Origin of the sequence: Streptosporangium sp. NPDC002524, from assembly GCF_040295985.1 — a bacterium.
Lineage (GTDB): Bacteria > Actinomycetota > Actinomycetes > Streptosporangiales > Streptosporangiaceae > Streptosporangium.
Genome location: NZ_JBEOWK010000006.1, coordinates 419853 through 436319, shown reverse-complemented (window position 1 = coordinate 436319; position 16467 = coordinate 419853). Strand labels below are relative to the sequence as shown.

Here is a 16467-nt window from a genome sequence, read left to right as displayed (position 1 = left end):
GGTGGTCCCGGCGCCACCGGAATCCCCGGCAATCCCGGCGTCCCCGGCGCTCCCGGCCGCCCCGGTGCCCCCCTCGGGCACCCGGTACCGCCCGGTCATCCCGATGACGACGCGCCCACGCGACCTCGCGGACGCCACGCGGAACGTCAAACGGAACGTCAGGTGGAGCATCGCGCGGAACCCCCCGCGCCCCACCGGCCGCCCGCCGGGCAGAGTCCGGAACGGCCCGCGCCGCCCAAGGCCCGGCGGCTGAACCCGCCCGAGCCCGGGAACCGCCGTACCGGGCAGGGGTTCCCCGCTCCGGCGCGGCCGGCCCCGTCCCCCCGGCCCCGGCCCGACGCACCACCGGCACCTCCCGGCCCGGCCGGCCCGATCACCCCGGCCACCCCGGCCCCGGGGTTCCCCGCCGCACCCTCCACCCCGGCCCCGGGGCTCCCCGGCGTACCCCCCGCCGCGCCCACCCCGGCCAGGAGCCGCCCCACCCCACCCCAGCGCCGGCAACCTCCGGGCGGCGGTGGCCAGTGGACGCCCGGCCCGCTGCGGACGTTCCCGGACGAGCAGGTCTGGCCCCCGAAGCCTCCCGTGGAGGAACCGGCGGAAGAGGAGCCACCGGGAGCCTCGACCCAGCCGTTCCCGTCCGTCCCCGGCCCCCCGCTGCCCAGACCCTCCGCCACCGGAACCGGGACGGCCGCGGCCACCGCCTCCCCTCCCGGGGAACGCCCCCCACCGGAGACCGCGGAGACCACGAGGACCGGAGCGGCCACAGCGGCCACGACGGCCACGGAGGAGACTTCGCCGCCGAGGAGCCGCCGCACGGCGCTGCGCGTCGGCGGGGCGATCGTGGCCGTGGGGCTCGGCCTCGCGATCTCCGCCTGGAGCGGTTACACCGTCTACAGAACCGGCAACCCCGCCGACAGGATCTACACCGTCGCGCCGGGAGGCGCCATGACGCTGATGCACGTGTCGTGGAAGGCCTCGGTCGAGCAGGTGGACAGCCTGCCCGGCCAGAAGCCCCTCCCCGCCGACCGCCAGTGGCTGAAGATCAAGGTGACGAGGACCGCGCTGGACGCCGAGGGCGTCAGCCTGCGCGGTGAGCCCGAGGTCGAGATAAGACATTCCGACGGCCGCGCGTGGAAGGTCCTGCCCGAGAGCAACGACCTCCCGCAGGAGGCCAAGGACCACAGGGTCGGTACCGCCTACTCCTACGACATGGTCGGCGTGGTGCCCAGGAAGCTGGCCGGGCAGGTCGAGGTCCACGTCCGTCCCGCCACGTACCGCGTCGTGGAGGACCAGTCCGTGAAGGACATCTTCAAGGAAGCCGCGAAGCAGAAGGACCCCGTCCAGGACCAGGTGCTGCGCTTCAGGCGGTGAGCGTCTCCCCCGCTTCACGACTGCGGGTGGCCGCGATGTCGAACGTGGCCGCCAGCAGGCAGACCGTCAGCGTCAGCACCACCATCTCCCTGACGAAGGACACCGGCCCGGCCAGCGCCAGCCAGACGAACGGGTCCTCGTTGCCGATCAGCATCCGCACGCCCCGGTCCGCGTAGTCGGTGACCACCCTGATGCCGACGTAACCGAGACAGAAGAGACCGAACAGCGCGGGACCGCCCCGGACGGCGAGCCGGAAGGCGTTCACCGGGGGGACCCAGCGCTCCTGGAACCCGGCCGTCGCACGGGTCATCGTGGTCTGGGTGAGGTTGTGCGTCCGCTCCATCCGGGTGGCCACGTTGTCGAGCCTGGTCCCCCGTACGACGGCCCGGGTGTCCTCAGCGAAGGCCCCGTAGACGAGCGAGGCGACCGTCAGCCAGGTGAGCGGGACGACCAGACCGTCGATCACGTGGGGCCAGACGTCCCCGACCGCGTCCCAGAAGGTCTTCCACCACGGCACGGCCTCGCCCGCCGTCTCGGCCCAGTCCCTGACCGTCGTCACGGCGACCCGGTGGTCCAGCCAGTCCGCCCGCGCCTCGGTGAAGGCGAACAGGGCGTTGATGCTGTAGAAGGCGAAGGCCAGCTCGAAGAGGGTCGTGAGCACGCCGCTGCCCTTGACCTTGCCGTTCACGTGCCACCAGCTGAACAGCGTCTTGAGCAGGTACGCGACCACGGCGACGCCCAGGGAGACCCGTACGTCCAGGGTGGAGAGCCCGGTGCCGCCCTCGATTTCGCCGCCCGCGAGGCTCGTCGCGAAGTCCTGGTCGACCCGCCTGGCGGTGTCGACGGCGATGAACTCCCTGGCGTCCGCGTTCTGGAAGCTCCAGGCGAGGTAGATGGTGGCGAAGACGAGCGTGGCGCGGTTCAGCGCGCCGAACATGCTCTCGTCCGCCTCGCCGCCCTCCCGCCGCGCCCGGATCTCCCGCAGCGCCCCGCGCACCGAGTGCAGCATGCCGACCATGACCACGAGTTCGTTCAGCACGATCAGCGTGAAGACGAACATCGTGATGACGAGCCGTACCTGCCGGTAGTCACCGTGGGAGACCTCGCTGGCGGCCACCATCAGCAGCGCGCGGACCACCCTGCCCGCCGAGAACCAGAGGATCAGCGACAGGGCGCAGGCACCGAAGATCCTGAGCGTGTGCATGGGCAGCGAGGCCGCGGAGAGCGAGGCGGGCCTCCGGCCGACCGCCGGCGACTGTGCGGGCATAACAGGCGTTTCAGGCACCCGACGCATGCTAACGACTCCCCCGACGGAGCGCAGCCCGACCGGCGGGGCCGACGGCACACTCCCCGCACGTCCCAGCACGTCCCCGCATGTCCCCGCACGTCCCGCGCGACGGGAAGAACCGGCCCCCAACGGAAAGGACCGGCCTCCCGAGGAGAGACCGGTCCTTTTCACCCTGCTGATTCGTACCGTTCGTGCTGTTCGTGCTGTTCGTGCCGTGCGGTCAACGTGCTAGTCCGCTGTGGCGAGTCCGGCCCCGGAGGGTCAGACGGCCACGGCGAGCTGGGTGACCTCGCCCAGGCGGGCCTGGGCCGGGATGTCCTTGGTGATCCCGCCGCCCGCGATGATGCGGACGGTCCAGTCACCGGGGGCGGCGAAGAAGCGGAAGATGCCCTCTTCGGACACCACGACCTCGCCGGTGAACTCTCCCGCGTGGTCGAGCAGGCGGGCGTATGCCGTGCCCGCGCCCGACACCACGCCCTGGATGACGGCCTGGCTCGAAAGGTCGATCCCGGCCGGAAGGGCAACCGTCTGTTCCGGAGCAGCGCATCCCTGAGTCATTATCGGGCCTCTCCCAGTTCGATCGGCACGCCGATGAGCGAGCCGTACTCGGTCCACGATCCGTCGTAGTTCTTGACGCTGGCCTGGTCGAGGATCTCGTGGAGGACGAACCACGAGTGCGCGGAGCGCTCCCCGATGCGGCAGTAGGCGATGGTGTCCTTGGAGAAGTCGACACCCTCGCCCTCGTAGAGGGCCTTGAGGTCCTCGTCGGTCTTGAAGGTGCCGTCGTCGTTGGCCGTCTTCGACCAGGGGATGTTGCGGGCGGTGGGAACGTGGCCGCCGCGCTGCGCCGCCTCCTGCGGGAGGTGGGCGGGCGCGAGCAGCTTGCCGGAGAACTCGTCGGGCGAGCGCACGTCGACCAGGTTGAGCTTGCCGATCGCGGCGACGACGTCGTCGCGGAAGGCGCGGATGGACAGGTCCTGGTCCTTGGCCTGGTAGCTCGTCGCGGGACGCGCGACGACGTCCTTGACCAGCTCGCGGGAGTCGAGCTCCCACTTCTTGCGGCCGCCGTCGAGGAGCTTGATGTTCTCGTGGCCGTAGAGCTTGAAGTACCAGTACGCGTAGGCGGCGAACCAGTTGTTGTTGCCGCCGTAGAGGACCACGGTGTCGTCGTTGGCGATGCCCCTGGACGACAGCAGCGCCTGGAAGCCCTCGCGGTCGATGAAGTCACGGCGGACCGGGTCCTGCAGGTCCTGCTTCCAGTCGACCTTCACGGCACCACGGATGTGGCCCTTGTCGTATGCGCTGGCGTCCTCGTCCACTTCAACGAGAACGACACCGGGAGTGTCGAGGTTGGCCTCGACCCAGTCAGCGTCGACCAGGACGGCGGAGCGGCTCATTTTGATCCTCCAGGATCATCGTGCGGCGGGTAGTAAACGGCGAATGATCAAAAACATCTCGCAGCCGAGACAGAAACTGAATGCGGCGTTGAGAAAGGCGGCGAAAAGGGCCGCTGCGACGGCGCCGAGGGCCAGCGGCGTAATCTGTGCGACGTATCCGACCAGGCCCACCAGAGCAAAGGCGAATCCGACCCCCTGTGCGAAACGCGGCGGGGCGGCGTCCTCCAGCTCCTTCGGCGGGCTCTTCACTATCCCTTTGAAAATCATCCCGTACGGCGAGGTGCCGAGAGTGCCCAGTGCGAACACGGCGGCCTGCGCGGCCAGCAGCCATGCGCTGCCCGTCACGAGGACGAGTGCGAGCACGACGGTGGTTACGGCCGCTGCGAAGCGGAGGGCTCGGGAATCAACCTGCATCGCCTGATGCTCCTGAAGGGTTGTGCAGATCGGTGCGGCTCGACGGCCGCTTGAGATCGCCCTTAGGAAACGCGACAGAGAGCGGTGGTCACGCGGCAGAAATCAACCGCGCGCCGCTTCGTGAGCAGCTCTGTCGTGGAGTTCATGTCCACGACATTACCCCGGCGTCCCGCCATCTGTCACATCCCTGTCCAATTTCTGAGACATGATCGTTCAATGGGCGATAGGGTGCCCCGCTCATTCGCCGACCGCCAGACCGAGCGCGCCGATGACGTCGGCTTTCCTGGGCTGGCCGGAGGCGCGCTTCACGACCCTGCCGGACGCGTCGAGGACGAGGACGGTGGGAGTGCGCAGGATGTTCAGCGTACGGACCAGGTCGAGGCGGGACTCCGCGTCGATCTCCACGTGCGCGACGCCGGGCACCATCCCGGCCACCTCGCCGAGGATCCGCCGGGTCGCCCGGCACGGCTGGCAGAAGGAGGTGGAGAACTGCACGAGCGTGGCCCGCTCCCCCAGCTCCGCCTGGATGTCGCCGGACGTGAGCCTCTCCACGTCGCCCCTCACCTCTCGCGCCACGCCGTTCCGACGCCGCAGAACCACGCCCACGAGCGTGGCGAGGGCGAGGGTGACGACCACCACCGTCAAACCGGTCACGGAACACGACAACAGGCGTGCGCCCCGGACCATTCCCACACCGCCCCGGACCATTCCCACACCGCTCCGGGCCGTTCCCGCACCGCCCCGGCGACCGTTCCCGCACCGTCCCGGCGGGCGGAAGCGGAGGCGGGGGCGGAACGGGTTCAGGGGACGGGGATCGTGAGCAGCACCCGTCCCTCGGCGGTGGTGATCTCGAACGACGTGATCCGCTCCGGCGGGATCGTCGTGGTGCCCTCGAAGCCACCCGACTCGTCGTAGGCGGCCCTGTTGACGACCCAGTTGCCCGCCGTCTCCCTGAGGCCGCCCTCCCCGATCACCTCCAGCCGGCAGCGCGTGCCCTTGGCCACCCCGGTGAGCATGACCTTGATCGTGGTCGCCCCCTCGCCCGGGGACACGGTCACCGTCGCGCGGACCGTGCCCGTACGGTCCGCCCCCTTGAACCGCAGCTCGCTCGGGGCGAGCAGGATCTCCGGCGCGGACTCGGACGTCGGGGACGCGGAGGGCCTCGGTACGGGGGCGGCGGTCGAGGACCCGGAGGTCGCCGGCGCGGAGCCGTCCGCCGGGGCCGGGGCGCCCGTCGGGGTCCCGGGGGCCCTCTTGGCACTGGTCCTGGCGTCGGCCTCGGGCGCGGTCGTGTCCGAGAAGGACCGGGCGTCCTCCTGGGCCTCCCTCGCGGCGGCCGGCGCCCTGTCCGCCAGGGGCGCCGACGCCGGGACGGCCTCCTGGGAGCCCTGGGTCTGGACGACGGTCCACAGGGTCCCGCCACCGAGCCCGACCACCAGGACCGAGGCGGCCAGCGAGAGCATCAGGCGGTTCGTACGGCGCCGCCTGACCTTCGCGCTGAGCAGCCGGTCGAGCACCGCCGTGGGCGGGCTCGCCACCTGCGCCACGTCGCTCTCGGACACCCTGCCGAGGAACGTCGTCACCCCGGCCAGCTCCTCCAGCTCGGCCCGGCACTCGGCGCACTCGGCGAGATGGGCCTCGACGAGCACGCGCTCGTCCGGCTCCAGGGCACCGAGAACGTAGACCCCGAGCGACATCCGTACTTCGTCACAGGTCATCATCATGGCGCGAGCCCCCGCTCCTCCAGCGCCAGCTTGAGCGCCCGAAGCGCGTAATACGTGCGCGATTTAACCGTTCCGGCGGGGATGCCGAGTGACTCGGCGGCCTCCTTGACGGATTTCCCCTGGTAGTAGACCTCGGCCAGCACCTCGCGGTGCTCGGGCCGCAGCGCGGCCAGCGCCTCGGCGACCGCCCACGACTCGACGGCCCGCTCCAGCTCGTCGTCGGCGGGCACCACGGCGAGCGCCTCGTCGCCCGTCTCCGGGGGACGGGCCTTGCGCGCGCGATGCTGGTCGACGACGAGATTGCGGGCCACCGTGAACAGCCACGCGCGGATGGAGCGGCCGGCGAACGCGTCAGGATGGCGCCAAGCCCGCAACAGCGTTTCCTGCACGACATCCTCCGCTCTCCCCGAGTCGCCCGTCAGCCGCAGCACGTAGCCGTAGAGTGGCCCGCCGTGCTCGTCGAAGAGCGCCCTGACGAGTTGCTCGTCGGCGGTTCCGGCTTGGCTCACATCCTCACGACGTACGGCGGGACGATCCGGTTCAGGCACGGGGCACGTTCAGCCTCGGAGGGGTACGTCGGAGGCCTCGCCGGAGATGCGCAGCCCCTGGGGAACGGCCTTGACCTCGGTGAGCTTGAGGTTGTACGGCAGTTTCCCGATCGGGATGCGGTAGTTGATGAACCGCTCGGGATCGGGCACGGGGATGCCTCCGCCCAGGGTGACCTTCCCGGGGACGAGCCGCAGGCCGTCCTCGGTGATGTCGACCTTCAGCGCCGCCTTCACGGGCACCTTCTGGCCCAGCACGGTGATCTCCCCGCTGACGTTGAGCTCGTCGCCCACGACACCGACCTTGATCCCCTGAGGTGCCCTCTGGTTGAGCGTCTCCACCGGGACGACCACCGTCCCCTCCACGCGCTCGGCGCGCATGTCCACCTGCTGGGGGCGGAGCACCAGGTCCTCCAGCGGGGCCGTGACCCCGCGCAGGGTGAAGTCGACGCTCGACAGCCGGATGCCCGAGACGGTCATCGCGCCCGCGGCGACCCTGACCTCCTCGTAACGCCCGGCGATCGCCTGGGTGAGGAAGGGGATGCCCTCGATCGTGACCTCGGGCGGGGTCTGGAGGTCGTACTTCGCCGTGGCCTGCGTGGCGATCTCGCGCTGGACCCCCGTGACGGCGACCCTGTCGAGGATCACCACGAGAACGAGAAGCACGAGGAGAAAACCGATCAGCTTGCGCATCCGACTCCCTGTTCGTTCCCCGGCCCGAGGGGGCCATTGGCGTGACCTCCCCTGGTAATCCTGTCCGAAACGCCGCGCCGGTGGTAGCGCCGCCCCTTCCCGGACCCATCCCTCCCCGATCTCATCCCTCCCAGGGCCGCCCTCCCAGGGGCACCGCGCTCGGGCCCGCTCCCGCTCAGCCGCCCGCGAAGGGCGGGAGCACCTCGACCGTCGCCCCGTCCGTCAGGATGATCGTCTCGTGGGCCCGTCTGCCCACCGGATCCCCGTCTACCAGGAACGACGACCGGCTCACCACCCGGGCCAGTCCTTCACGGTTCGATGTGATTTTCGTCATCAACTCGGCGAGCGTCGCGGCCTCGGAACGCTCCTCCGCGATCCCCGCCGCTTCCTTCGCCGCGGCCCAATATCTGACAATGACCGTCGCCATCAGTGAATCAACTCCCCAAGGACACGTAGGGTTACCGCACCATTACGGCGAATTCACATGGAGAACGGGTGTTCACCAGGTGGACGTTCGCTGGACGCTGAACCCTTGTGGGTTATCCTCACCTACTACGGGACCTGGGCAACGTAGCCCCCGGGTCCTTACGTGTTTGTACGGCTATCGCCGACATGACGCGGGAAGGAGGCATCGTGAGCAATCTCCTGCTGCTCACCAACGCCCTTGAGCCCTCAACTGAGGTGCTTCCGGCGCTGGGGCTGCTACTGCACTCGGTACGGGTCGCGCCCGCGGAGGCATCCGCCCTGCTCGACGCCCCGCCCGCCGACGCGATCCTGGTGGACGCGCGACGCGAGCTCGTCCAGGCCAAGAGCCTGTGCAGGCTGCTGCGCACCACGGGCGTCGCCTGTCCCCTGGTGGTGATCGTCACAGAGGGCGGTCTCGCCGGGCTCACCGCGGAGTGGGGCACCGACGACGTCATCCTCGACACCGCCGGGCCCGCCGAGGTCGAGGCGCGGCTCAGGATGGCCGTGGGCAAGCTCCACCTGTCCGCCGCCGAGGAGGTGCCGGACGAGATCCGCAACGGGGACCTCTCGATCGACGAGGCCACCTACACCGCCAGGCTCCGCGGGCGCGCGCTGGATCTGACCTTCAAGGAGTTCGAGCTCCTGAAGTACCTGGCGCAGCACCCCGGCAGGGTCTTCACCCGCGCCCAGCTCCTCCAGGAGGTCTGGGGGTACGACTACTTCGGCGGCACCCGCACCGTGGACGTCCACGTCCGGCGGCTCCGCGCCAAGCTCGGCGCCGAGTACGAGGCGCTGATCGGCACGGTCCGCAACGTCGGTTACCGGTTCGTCCCCGAGCGCGGCAACGAGCCCATCGAGGAGCGCGAGCCCGCGCGCCACTAGGTCCCCTGTCTCCCCGGCCCTGTCCTCCAGGAGTCCAGAGCCCGGGGTTCCAGGGAGTCGCCGGAAACGGCTGTGGCACGTTCCCGCCCCCGCCCCGCGGAGTTCTCGCGAGGGCGGGAGCCGGACACGCCCGCCGGGCCCTTCCCGTACCTGCAACGCCCGCCGGGCCGTCCCCGCGCCTGTCAAGGCCGGGTGTGACCGGGCACATCGGGTGCGTACGCGGTCGTGCCCGGCTGCTCCGGTTGCTCCGGCCGGGCGCGTGACGCGCGTGCCTCAGGCGCGCCCACCGGACGACGAGCCGGATGTGCCAGGCGCTCCAGGCGCACCGAACACTCCGGCCGCTTCGGCTGCTCCAGGTACGGCGGCTCCGGAGGTTCCAAGCGCACCGGAGGCTCCGGGCGTACCGGAGGCTCCGGGTGTGACCAGCCCCGACTCGTAGGCGAAGACGACGAGCTGGGCCCGGTCGCGTGCCCCCAGCTTGGTCATCGAACGGCTGACGTGGGTCTTGACGGTGGCGTGGCTGATGGCCAGGTGCCCGGCCATCTCCGCGTTGGACATGCCCGTGGCGACCAGTGCCAGGATCTCCAGCTCCCGGCCGGTCAGGCGTTCCAGGCCGGGTCCCGCGACGGGCCTGGGCGGGGTGGACACGTACTCCTCGATCAGCCGCCGGGTCACGGAGGGCGAGAGCAGCGCGTCACCGGCGGCGGCCACCCGGACCGACCTCAGCAGCTCGGCCGGTTCGATGTCCTTGAGCAGGAAGCCCCCGGCCCCGGCGCGCAGCGCGGCGAAGACGTACTCGTCGAGGGCGTAGTTGGTCAGGATCACCACGCGCACCGCGTCGAGCTCGGGGTCGGCACCGATCCTCCTGGTGGCCTGGATGCCGTCCAGCAGCGGCATCCTGACGTCCAGCAGCGCCACGTCCGGCCGTAGCGCGCGGGACATCTCGACGGCCTCGACGCCGTTGCCCGCCTCCCCGACGACGGTGATGTCGTCGGCCAGGTCGAGCAGCGCGCGGAAACCCGCGCGGATCAGCGCCTGGTCGTCGGCGAGCAGCACCCTGATCACGGCCGCCCCGCCGGTGCCCGGTCGTAGGCCGCCAGCACCCCGGTCACAACCACCCTGCCAGTGCCCGGTCGTAGGCCGCCAGCACCCTGATCACGGCCACCCGCCGGTGCCCGGTCGTAAGGCGGTGGCATCCCGGTCACGGCCGCCCCGCCAGGGGCAGCTCGGCCCGGACGGCGAACCCGCCCTGCGGGCGCGGGCCCGCGCTGAGCGATCCTCCGGCGGCGACGGCGCGCTCGCGCATCCCGATCAACCCCATCCCGTATCTCGTGACCTCCGTGGCGGACTCCCCGTCGTCCTCGACGCGCAGCACGATCGCTCCGGGCCGGTACTCGGTCGTCAGCGTGATCGACGCGGGCCCGGCGTGCCGGAGCACGTTGGTGAACGCCTCCTGCGCGATGCGGTACGCCGCCCGGTCGACGTCCGGGGGCAGGTCCAGGCGCTCCCCGACGACGAGGACCCTGACCGGCAGCCCCACCGCCTCCGCCCTGGCGACCAGCCGGGGCAACCGGGCGAGGCCCGCCTCGGGGCCGTCGGGATCGGCCTGCCTCAGCACGCCCAGCGTGGCGCGGAGCTCCCGCATCGCCTCCCGCCCCGACTCCTTGATCGCGGTCAGTGCCTCGCGGGACCGCGCGGGGTCGTGGTCGAGCAGGTGCATGGCGACGGAGGCCTGGACGTTGATGACCGAGATGCTGTGGGTGAGGGTGTCGTGCAGCTCCTGGGCGATCCACAGCCGCTCCTCGTCGGCCCGGCGCAGCGCCGCCTCCTCGCGGGTGCGCTCGGCCTCGGCCGCCCGCCTCTCGACCTCGTTCAGGTACGCGCGGCGGTTCCTGGTCGTCTCCCCGAGGACCACCATCGCCACCAGCCAGCCGCTGAGCAGGGTGAAACCGCCGTCGGGGGCGGGGTCGACCTCGGCCAGCGCGATGAGGCCGTAAACCCCCACGGCCATCGCGACGGCCAGCCACACCGCGAGGCGACGCCGTCCGAGGGCCGCCGCCGTGTAGATCGACATCAGGGCGGGCGCGGCGGCGAAGATCCCCGGGTACCGCCAGGCGTAGTAGGCGACCACGCAGGCCACGGTGATCGTCCCCGCCGGCAGCGGCGCGCTCCGCCGGAACGCCAGCGCCAGCGACGACACCGTGATTAGCGCCATGCCGAGCGTGTCCAGCGGGCGCTCGGGGAAACCCGAGCTGGACAGCCCGCCGTAGGTGCCCCCGACGATCCCCGACAGCACCCCGGCCGCGACCAGCGCGTCGGTTCTCCGGGTTCTCACCCCTGACACGGTAGGTCACCGCACCCGCGGTGCCGACCCCCGGAAGGAGGAGGTCACCCGTACATCCCCGGCCGTACGCCGTCCGCGACACCGCACGCGAAAGACCCACAGAGCGGAAAGCCCACGGGACGGAAGGGCCCGCGAAGCGGGAAGCCCAAGGGACGGAGGGCTCACAGGACAAGGGGCCCACCGGACGTGTCCGGTGGGCCCCTCGCGCGTGTCACACGTGTCACGCGTGTCACGGTCTCACGACGTACCGCGATCCTCGCGGCGTGGCGTGCCTTTCGCCCGCGTTACGGAACGACCGTGATGTGGCTGGGCACCGGAGGCGTGATCGACGGGTTCGCCGCGAAGTAGGCCGCGAAGGCGTCGATGTCCAGCGGGCCGCTCCACAGGTCCGTGCCGTCCCTGAAGGCGAGGAACGCGTCGCCGCCGCCGACCAGGAAGTTGTTGGCCGCGACTCTGATCGTCTGCGTGTCCGTCACGGCGACACCGTCGATCTTCATGTCGGAGACCTTCGAACCCCACGGCGCGCTCGCGCTGTAGGTGTAGGTGAAGTTCGACGACGGCTGCAGGATCTTGGTGAACGCCTGGGCGTTGGGGCCGCCGACGAACTGCTGCTCCAGAACGGTCTTGAGCTGCGCGCCGGTGAGCGTGACCACCTGCATGAGGTTGTTGAACGGCTGGACCGTGAACGCCTCTCCGTACGTCACCACGCCGTCGCCCTCACCGGCGGGCGAGCCCGCGTAGTTGAGGCTGGCCCGCACGCCGCCCGGGTTCATCAGGGCGAGCTGGGCGTTGCCGCCGGTCCTGGTCGCGGCGAGCTGGGCGTCGGCGATGAGGTTGCCCAGCGAGGACTCCCCGGAGGCCACGGCGGTGTTGGTGATGTCCGCGGTGATCCTGCCGATCGGCCTGTTGGCCACCGACGCGACGCGGTCCTTCCACGTCTGGACGAACGTGGTGATCTCCGGGTCGGGGGTGACGGTCCTGGTCACGACCTGGTTGTCGGCCACGACCGAGGAGCGCACGACGTCGCGGGTCCTGGCGTCCACCTGGAAGTCGACCTTGGTGATGACCCGGCCGAAGGAGCCGCCCTGGCTGTAGAGGCGGGAGCCGCCCTTGGGGTCGGTCACCCGGCACAGGTACGCCTGGTGGGAGTGACCGCTGAGGATCATGTCGACCTCGGCGTCGACCTGGGTGGCGATCCGGTTGCCCGCGCCCGGCTGGGCGCTGCACGCGTCGGGCGACTGGCCCGCGGTGACCTGGTCGCCCTCGTGCACGAGCACGACCTGGGCCTTGACGCCGACGATCTGGAGGAGCTTGGACGCGACGTTCGCGGCCTTCACCTCGTCGATGAACTCGAGGTCCTTGATGCCCTCGGAGGTGACGATGCCCGGGGTGGTCTGGGTGACCAGGCCGATGAAGCCGATCGGCACGCCGTTCATCCAGCGGATCGCGACCGGGGGCAGCGCGGGGATGCCGTAGTCCTTGAGGAGGTTGCGCAGCGAGCTGCTGTTCGTGCCGCCCAGGGCCTCCAGCGCCTGCTTCTCGGCGCCCCGCTCCGGGCGCTTGAAGATGACGTTCGCGCCGAGGTAGCTGAACTTCGCGCCCTTCCATTTACCGGCGGGCGAGCAGCCGTCCACCGGGTGGCAGCCGCCGTTCATGATCCGCTTGAGCTCGGCGTACCCCTCGTCGAACTCGTGGTTGCCCACGGCGGAGGCGGTGACGCCGACCTTGCCGAGGAACTCCACCGCGGGCTCGTCGTGGTAGGCCGCGGAGATCAGGGGGCTGGCGCCGATCAGGTCGCCCTGGGCGACCTTCAGCGTGTTCTTGTCGGAGAGCTGCTTGAGGTGGGTGGCGGCGAACGCGGCACCACCCGCGTCGACCGTGGTACCGGTCTCGTCGACCATACGGCCGGACGAACCGGTCGGCGGCTCGAGGTTGCCGTGGAAGTCGTTGAGGGAGAGCAGGCGGACCGGCACCGTCTTGACGGGCTTGGCGGCGGGCTTGTTGCCCGCCTGGGCCGGTCCCATCGCGAGCACGAGACTGGCCCCGGCGAGTACGCCCGCCATGGCCAGCCGCTGGAAGGAACGAGACATCATGAACCACGACACTAGGGGGACTGTCTGTGCAAGGAATGACCGAGAGGTAACGATTCACCCGGCGGGCACATGGCGCCTTTTGCCAGTCCCCCGGTGGGTTCGGGATACATGTGCCCGCTTAGAGTCCACACCATGAACGCGCGTGTGGAGTACCGGGGGTCGCTCGGAGAGCAAGAGGTGTCCGACGTCCTCGCGGTGGTGGAGGCGGCCACGGAGGCCGACGGGGTCAGGCCGCTCAACGAACATGTGATGCTGCACCTGCGCTACGGCGGCGACGAACGGGCCGGGGCCGTGCTGCTGTACGCCGGGGACGATCTCGCGGGCTACGCCCACGTCGACCCGACCGACCCCGTGGAGGGCCCCAGCGGGGAGCTGGTCGTCCACCCGGCGTTCCGCCGGATGGGGTACGGGCGGCGGCTGCTGGAGGCCGTGCTCGACCACACCGGCGGGCACCTGCGCCTGTGGGCGCACGGCGGGCACCCGGCCGCCGAGGCCCTCGCCCGGTCGGCGGGATTCGACAAGGTCAGGTCCCTGTGGCGGATGCGCCGCTCCCTGGCCGCCGACATCCCCGGCTTCGACCTTCCCGAGGGGGTGCGGCTGCGCACGTTCGAGCCCGGCACCTCCGACCGGGAGGCGTGGGTCGCGCTCAACGCCAAGGCCTTCGCCCAGCACCCCGAGCAGGGGGCGTGGACCATCGAGGACCTGGAGCGGCGCGAGCGGGAGCCCTGGTTCGACCCGGCCGGGTTCTTCCTCGCCGTACGGCCGGGCGGTCCCGGGGAGAGCGACCGGCTGGTGGGCTTCCACTGGACCAAGGTCCACGGCGACGGCGACCACGCGCACGACCCCCTCGGCGAGGTGTACGTCGTCGGCGTCGACCCCGCCGAGCGCGGCGGCGGCCTGGGCAGGTCACTCACCCTCGCGGGCCTGACCTACCTGCGGTCGCGGGGCCTGAGCCAGGTGATGCTGTACGTCGACGAGAGCAACCCCGCGGCACTCCGCCTGTACGAGCGGCTGGGCTTCACCCGGTGGGACGTCGACGTGATGTACCGGAAGTGACGTACCGGAACCGGCCTGCGAGGGGCGGGGAGGGCACCCCGGAGACCCGGAGACCCGGAGACCCGGAGACCCGGACGCGCCGGACCGGGTTCGGCACCCCGGAGCTCCGGGGTGCCGGAGACCCGGAGACCCGCCGGAGACCTAGAGCCCCGGAGACCCGGAGACCTGGAGACAGGACGCGCCGGACCGGGGGCGGCACCCCGGTCCGGCGCGGTCGTCCGAGGACTACTCGACCATCCAGTGGAGCGCGTAGTAGGACAGCGCGGCGACGAGCGCGGCGGCCGGGATCGTGAGGATCCAGGCGGTCACGATGTTGCCCGCGACGCCCCAGCGCACGGCCGACAGGCGCTTGGTGGCGCCGACGCCCATGATCGCGCTGGTGATCGTGTGGGTGGTCGAGATCGGCGCGCCGAAGCCGATGGCCGCCGTGTAGAGCACGGTCGCCGCGGCCGTCTCCGCGGCGAACCCCTGCGGGGGGTCGAGCGCGATGATCCGGCGCCCGAGGGTCCGCATGATCCGCCAGCCGCCCGCGTACGTGCCGAGCGAGATGGCCGTGGCGGCGGCGAGGATGACCCACTGGGGGATTGGGTCGCCGTCGTTCTGGTACCCGCCGACCACGAGGGCGAGGAAGATGACCCCCATCGTCTTCTGGGCGTCCTGGAGGCCGTGGCCCAGCGCCATCGCCGCCGCGGACACGGTCTGCGCGTGGCGGAAGCCCCGGTTGGTCTTCGTGGGCTGGGAGCGCCGGAACCCCCACAGAATCCCGATCATGATGAGCCCGGCGAGGGTGAAGCCGATCAGCGGAGACAGGATCATCGGGATGACGACCTTCTCCAGCACCCCGTCCCAGTGGACGGTGCTCGCCGAGGCGAGCGCGGAGCCGACCAGGCCGCCGATCAGCGCGTGACTGCTCGACGAGGGGAGGCCGAAGTACCACGTGACGAGGTTCCAGGTGATCGCGCCGATCAGGCCCGAGCCGACGATGACGAGGCCGTGGCTTCCCTGCGGGGCGTCGATGATGCCCTTGCCGACGGTCGCGGCCACCTGCGTACCGAGATGCGCACCCAGGAAGTTCATGGCCGCGGCCATGAACAGCGCGGCCCTCGGCGTCAGCGCGCGCGTCGAGACGGAGGTCGCGATCGCGTTCGCGGCGTCGTGGAAACCGTTGGTGTAGTCGAACACCAACGCCACGACCACCACGCCGATGACGAGTGCGAGCGTGAGATCCACTTAGCTTTCCTTGACCGCGATCGACTCGATCGTGTTGGCCACGTGCTCGAAGGCGTCGGCGGCCATCTCGAGCTGATCGATGACCTCCTTCATCTTGAGGACGGTCAACGCGTCGTACTCCCCGCCGAAGAGCTTGGCGAGAAGGCGGCGGTAGACCTGGTCGGCCTGGTTCTCCAGCCGGTTGATCTCGATCCAGTACTCGTTGAGGTTCTTCATCGAGCGCAGCCTCGGCATGGCCTCGGCGGTGAGCTCGGCGGCGCGTTCCAGGACCTCGACCTGCCGGACGACCTCCTTTGGGAGGTGGTCGATCTGGTACAGGACGATCAGGTCGGCGGCGGCCTCCATGTAGTCCATCACGTCGTCGAGATTCGAGGCGAGACGGTAGATGTCCTCGCGGTCGAAGGGGGTGATGAAGCTCTCGTTGAGCCGATTCATGATCGCGTGAGTGCGCTCGTCGCCGGCGTGCTCACATGCGCGCATCTTCTCGGCCAGGGCTTCCCGGTCCGATCCGTCACTGATGATCTCTACCAGCAGACGGGACGCTGTGACGAGGTTGTTCGCCGAGTCGGCGAACAAGTCGTAGTAGCTGTCCTCACTAGGTGTGAGACGCAGGCGCACGTCGTTCTCCAGATGTGCGGGGATGGTCCGCAGAGAAGGGTACGGGTTACCAGCGGAAATGCGAACTTCACCCGCCAGACACGCACTCTTCGTGATGTCGTTACCCGGCGTATACCCGGCGACACACGGCTTGAGGCAGTCTTGCGGGCATCTTTCCGGTGACCGTTTTTGCTAGTTTTCGGCCACATTATGCCGAAGACAGGTCACGTATGGGACTCTCTCCCCCGGATCATCGTCCGGCGCGTCGCCCGCGCTCCCCCTCGGGGCCCCGCTTCCACGACGTTTCCCCGAGATCCACCAGGATCGGACAGACCGGTGGACCCCGCGAACAATCAGGGTGATTTCCA

General features: G+C 70.5%; 17 protein-coding genes and 1 pseudogene. 3 read left to right on the top strand and 15 right to left on the bottom strand.

Features of this window, described 5'->3' with window-relative positions:
• Positions 1-162 precede the first annotated feature (162 nt).
• A complete protein-coding gene (locus ABT053_RS13470) occupies positions 163-1371 on the top strand; it encodes a hypothetical protein (protein WP_350969229.1) in 1209 nt (402 codons plus the stop codon).
• On the opposite strand, the gene ABT053_RS13465 is transcribed toward ABT053_RS13470, so the two are convergent.
• The 10 genes from ABT053_RS13465 to ABT053_RS13420 all read right to left on the bottom strand — a co-directional run bounded on the left by ABT053_RS13465 (position 1361) and on the right by ABT053_RS13420 (position 7859).
• Positions 1361-2638 carry a hypothetical protein gene (locus tag ABT053_RS13465; RefSeq protein WP_350969227.1) on the bottom strand — a complete coding sequence of 426 codons (1278 nt, stop codon included), beginning with the start codon at positions 2636-2638 and terminating at the stop codon, positions 1361-1363. The two genes, ABT053_RS13470 and ABT053_RS13465, sit on opposite strands and share 11 nt — an antisense overlap.
• Before the next feature lie 282 nt (positions 2639-2920).
• On the bottom strand, positions 2921-3217 hold the full coding sequence (locus ABT053_RS13460) for a DUF1416 domain-containing protein (RefSeq protein WP_350969226.1): 297 nt from the start codon (positions 3215-3217) through the stop codon (positions 2921-2923).
• Positions 3217-4056, bottom strand: a complete 840-nt coding sequence (locus ABT053_RS13455; RefSeq protein WP_350969225.1) for a sulfurtransferase — start codon at positions 4054-4056, stop codon at positions 3217-3219. The genes ABT053_RS13460 and ABT053_RS13455 overlap by 1 nt, the downstream gene beginning before the upstream one ends.
• Positions 4057-4071: 15 nt before the next feature.
• Positions 4072-4470, bottom strand: coding sequence for a DUF4395 domain-containing protein (locus tag ABT053_RS13450; protein ID WP_350969224.1), 399 nt, complete (start codon positions 4468-4470; stop codon positions 4072-4074).
• A 62-nt stretch (positions 4471-4532) separates the two neighbouring features.
• Complete coding sequence (locus ABT053_RS13445) at positions 4533-4616, bottom strand: putative leader peptide (protein WP_350969279.1); 84 nt, start codon at positions 4614-4616, stop codon at positions 4533-4535.
• 91 nt (positions 4617-4707) lie between these two features.
• Entirely contained in the window at positions 4708-5046 is a 339-nt protein-coding gene (locus ABT053_RS13440) for a TlpA family protein disulfide reductase (protein ID WP_350969278.1), read from the bottom strand.
• A 224-nt stretch (positions 5047-5270) separates the two neighbouring features.
• On the bottom strand, positions 5271-6194 hold the full coding sequence (locus tag ABT053_RS13435; RefSeq protein ID WP_350969223.1) for a zf-HC2 domain-containing protein: 924 nt from the start codon (positions 6192-6194) through the stop codon (positions 5271-5273).
• Positions 6191-6703, bottom strand: a complete 513-nt coding sequence (locus ABT053_RS13430) for a sigma-70 family RNA polymerase sigma factor (protein WP_350969222.1) — start codon at positions 6701-6703, stop codon at positions 6191-6193. The genes ABT053_RS13435 and ABT053_RS13430 overlap by 4 nt, the downstream gene beginning before the upstream one ends.
• Positions 6704-6751: 48 nt before the next feature.
• A complete protein-coding gene (locus ABT053_RS13425; RefSeq protein ID WP_350969221.1) occupies positions 6752-7432 on the bottom strand; it encodes an LmeA family phospholipid-binding protein in 681 nt (226 codons plus the stop codon).
• Between the two features lie 175 nt (positions 7433-7607).
• Complete coding sequence (locus ABT053_RS13420) at positions 7608-7859, bottom strand: MoaD/ThiS family protein (RefSeq protein WP_350969220.1); 252 nt, start codon at positions 7857-7859, stop codon at positions 7608-7610.
• Positions 7860-8065: 206 nt separating this feature from the next.
• On the opposite strand from ABT053_RS13420, the gene ABT053_RS13415 reads away from it, so the two are divergent.
• Positions 8066-8779 carry a winged helix-turn-helix transcriptional regulator gene (locus ABT053_RS13415; RefSeq protein ID WP_350969219.1) on the top strand — a complete coding sequence of 238 codons (714 nt, stop codon included), beginning with the start codon at positions 8066-8068 and terminating at the stop codon, positions 8777-8779.
• Positions 8780-9190: 411 nt separating this feature from the next.
• Here ABT053_RS13415 and ABT053_RS13410 read toward each other — a convergent pair.
• From ABT053_RS13410 to ABT053_RS13400, 3 genes and pseudogenes are all read right to left on the bottom strand, one after another.
• Positions 9191-9844: pseudogene (locus tag ABT053_RS13410) on the bottom strand (response regulator); the annotation flags it as partial.
• A 136-nt stretch (positions 9845-9980) separates the two neighbouring features.
• Complete coding sequence (locus tag ABT053_RS13405; RefSeq protein WP_350969218.1) at positions 9981-11114, bottom strand: sensor histidine kinase; 1134 nt, start codon at positions 11112-11114, stop codon at positions 9981-9983.
• 293 nt (positions 11115-11407) lie between these two features.
• On the bottom strand, positions 11408-13216 hold the full coding sequence (locus ABT053_RS13400; protein ID WP_350969217.1) for a bifunctional metallophosphatase/5'-nucleotidase: 1809 nt from the start codon (positions 13214-13216) through the stop codon (positions 11408-11410).
• A gap of 132 nt (positions 13217-13348) precedes the next feature.
• On the opposite strand from ABT053_RS13400, the gene mshD reads away from it, so the two are divergent.
• Positions 13349-14272 (top strand): mycothiol synthase, encoded by a 924-nt coding sequence (mshD, locus tag ABT053_RS13395; RefSeq protein ID WP_350969215.1) that lies wholly within the window; start codon positions 13349-13351, stop codon positions 14270-14272.
• A 225-nt stretch (positions 14273-14497) separates the two neighbouring features.
• Here mshD and ABT053_RS13390 read toward each other — a convergent pair whose 3' ends face one another.
• Both ABT053_RS13390 and ABT053_RS13385 read right to left on the bottom strand, forming a co-directional pair.
• Positions 14498-15502, bottom strand: a complete 1005-nt coding sequence (locus tag ABT053_RS13390) for an inorganic phosphate transporter (RefSeq protein ID WP_350969214.1) — start codon at positions 15500-15502, stop codon at positions 14498-14500.
• On the bottom strand, positions 15503-16120 hold the full coding sequence (locus tag ABT053_RS13385; protein WP_030924556.1) for a DUF47 domain-containing protein: 618 nt from the start codon (positions 16118-16120) through the stop codon (positions 15503-15505).
• Between the last annotated feature and the right edge of the window lie 347 nt (positions 16121-16467).

Bases quoted from the DNA above. Each gene is read 5' to 3' on its own strand.
- ABT053_RS13435 (WP_350969223.1), bottom strand. From the start codon at position 6,194: ATGATGATGACCTGTGACGAAGTACGGATGTCGCTCGGGGTCTACGTT.
- ABT053_RS13425 (WP_350969221.1), bottom strand. From the start codon at position 7,432: ATGCGCAAGCTGATCGGTTTTCTCCTCGTGCTTCTCGTTCTCGTGGTG.
- ABT053_RS13455 (WP_350969225.1), bottom strand. From the start codon at position 4,056: ATGAGCCGCTCCGCCGTCCTGGTCGACGCTGACTGGGTCGAGGCCAAC.
- ABT053_RS13465 (WP_350969227.1), bottom strand. From the start codon at position 2,638: ATGCCCGCACAGTCGCCGGCGGTCGGCCGGAGGCCCGCCTCGCTCTCC.
- mshD (WP_350969215.1), top strand. From the start codon at position 13,349: ATGAACGCGCGTGTGGAGTACCGGGGGTCGCTCGGAGAGCAAGAGGTG.
- ABT053_RS13400 (WP_350969217.1), bottom strand. From the start codon at position 13,216: ATGATGTCTCGTTCCTTCCAGCGGCTGGCCATGGCGGGCGTACTCGCC.
- ABT053_RS13420 (WP_350969220.1), bottom strand. From the start codon at position 7,859: ATGGCGACGGTCATTGTCAGATATTGGGCCGCGGCGAAGGAAGCGGCG.
- ABT053_RS13460 (WP_350969226.1), bottom strand. From the start codon at position 3,217: ATGACTCAGGGATGCGCTGCTCCGGAACAGACGGTTGCCCTTCCGGCC.
- ABT053_RS13450 (WP_350969224.1), bottom strand. From the start codon at position 4,470: ATGCAGGTTGATTCCCGAGCCCTCCGCTTCGCAGCGGCCGTAACCACC.
- ABT053_RS13445 (WP_350969279.1), bottom strand. From the start codon at position 4,616: ATGAACTCCACGACAGAGCTGCTCACGAAGCGGCGCGCGGTTGATTTC.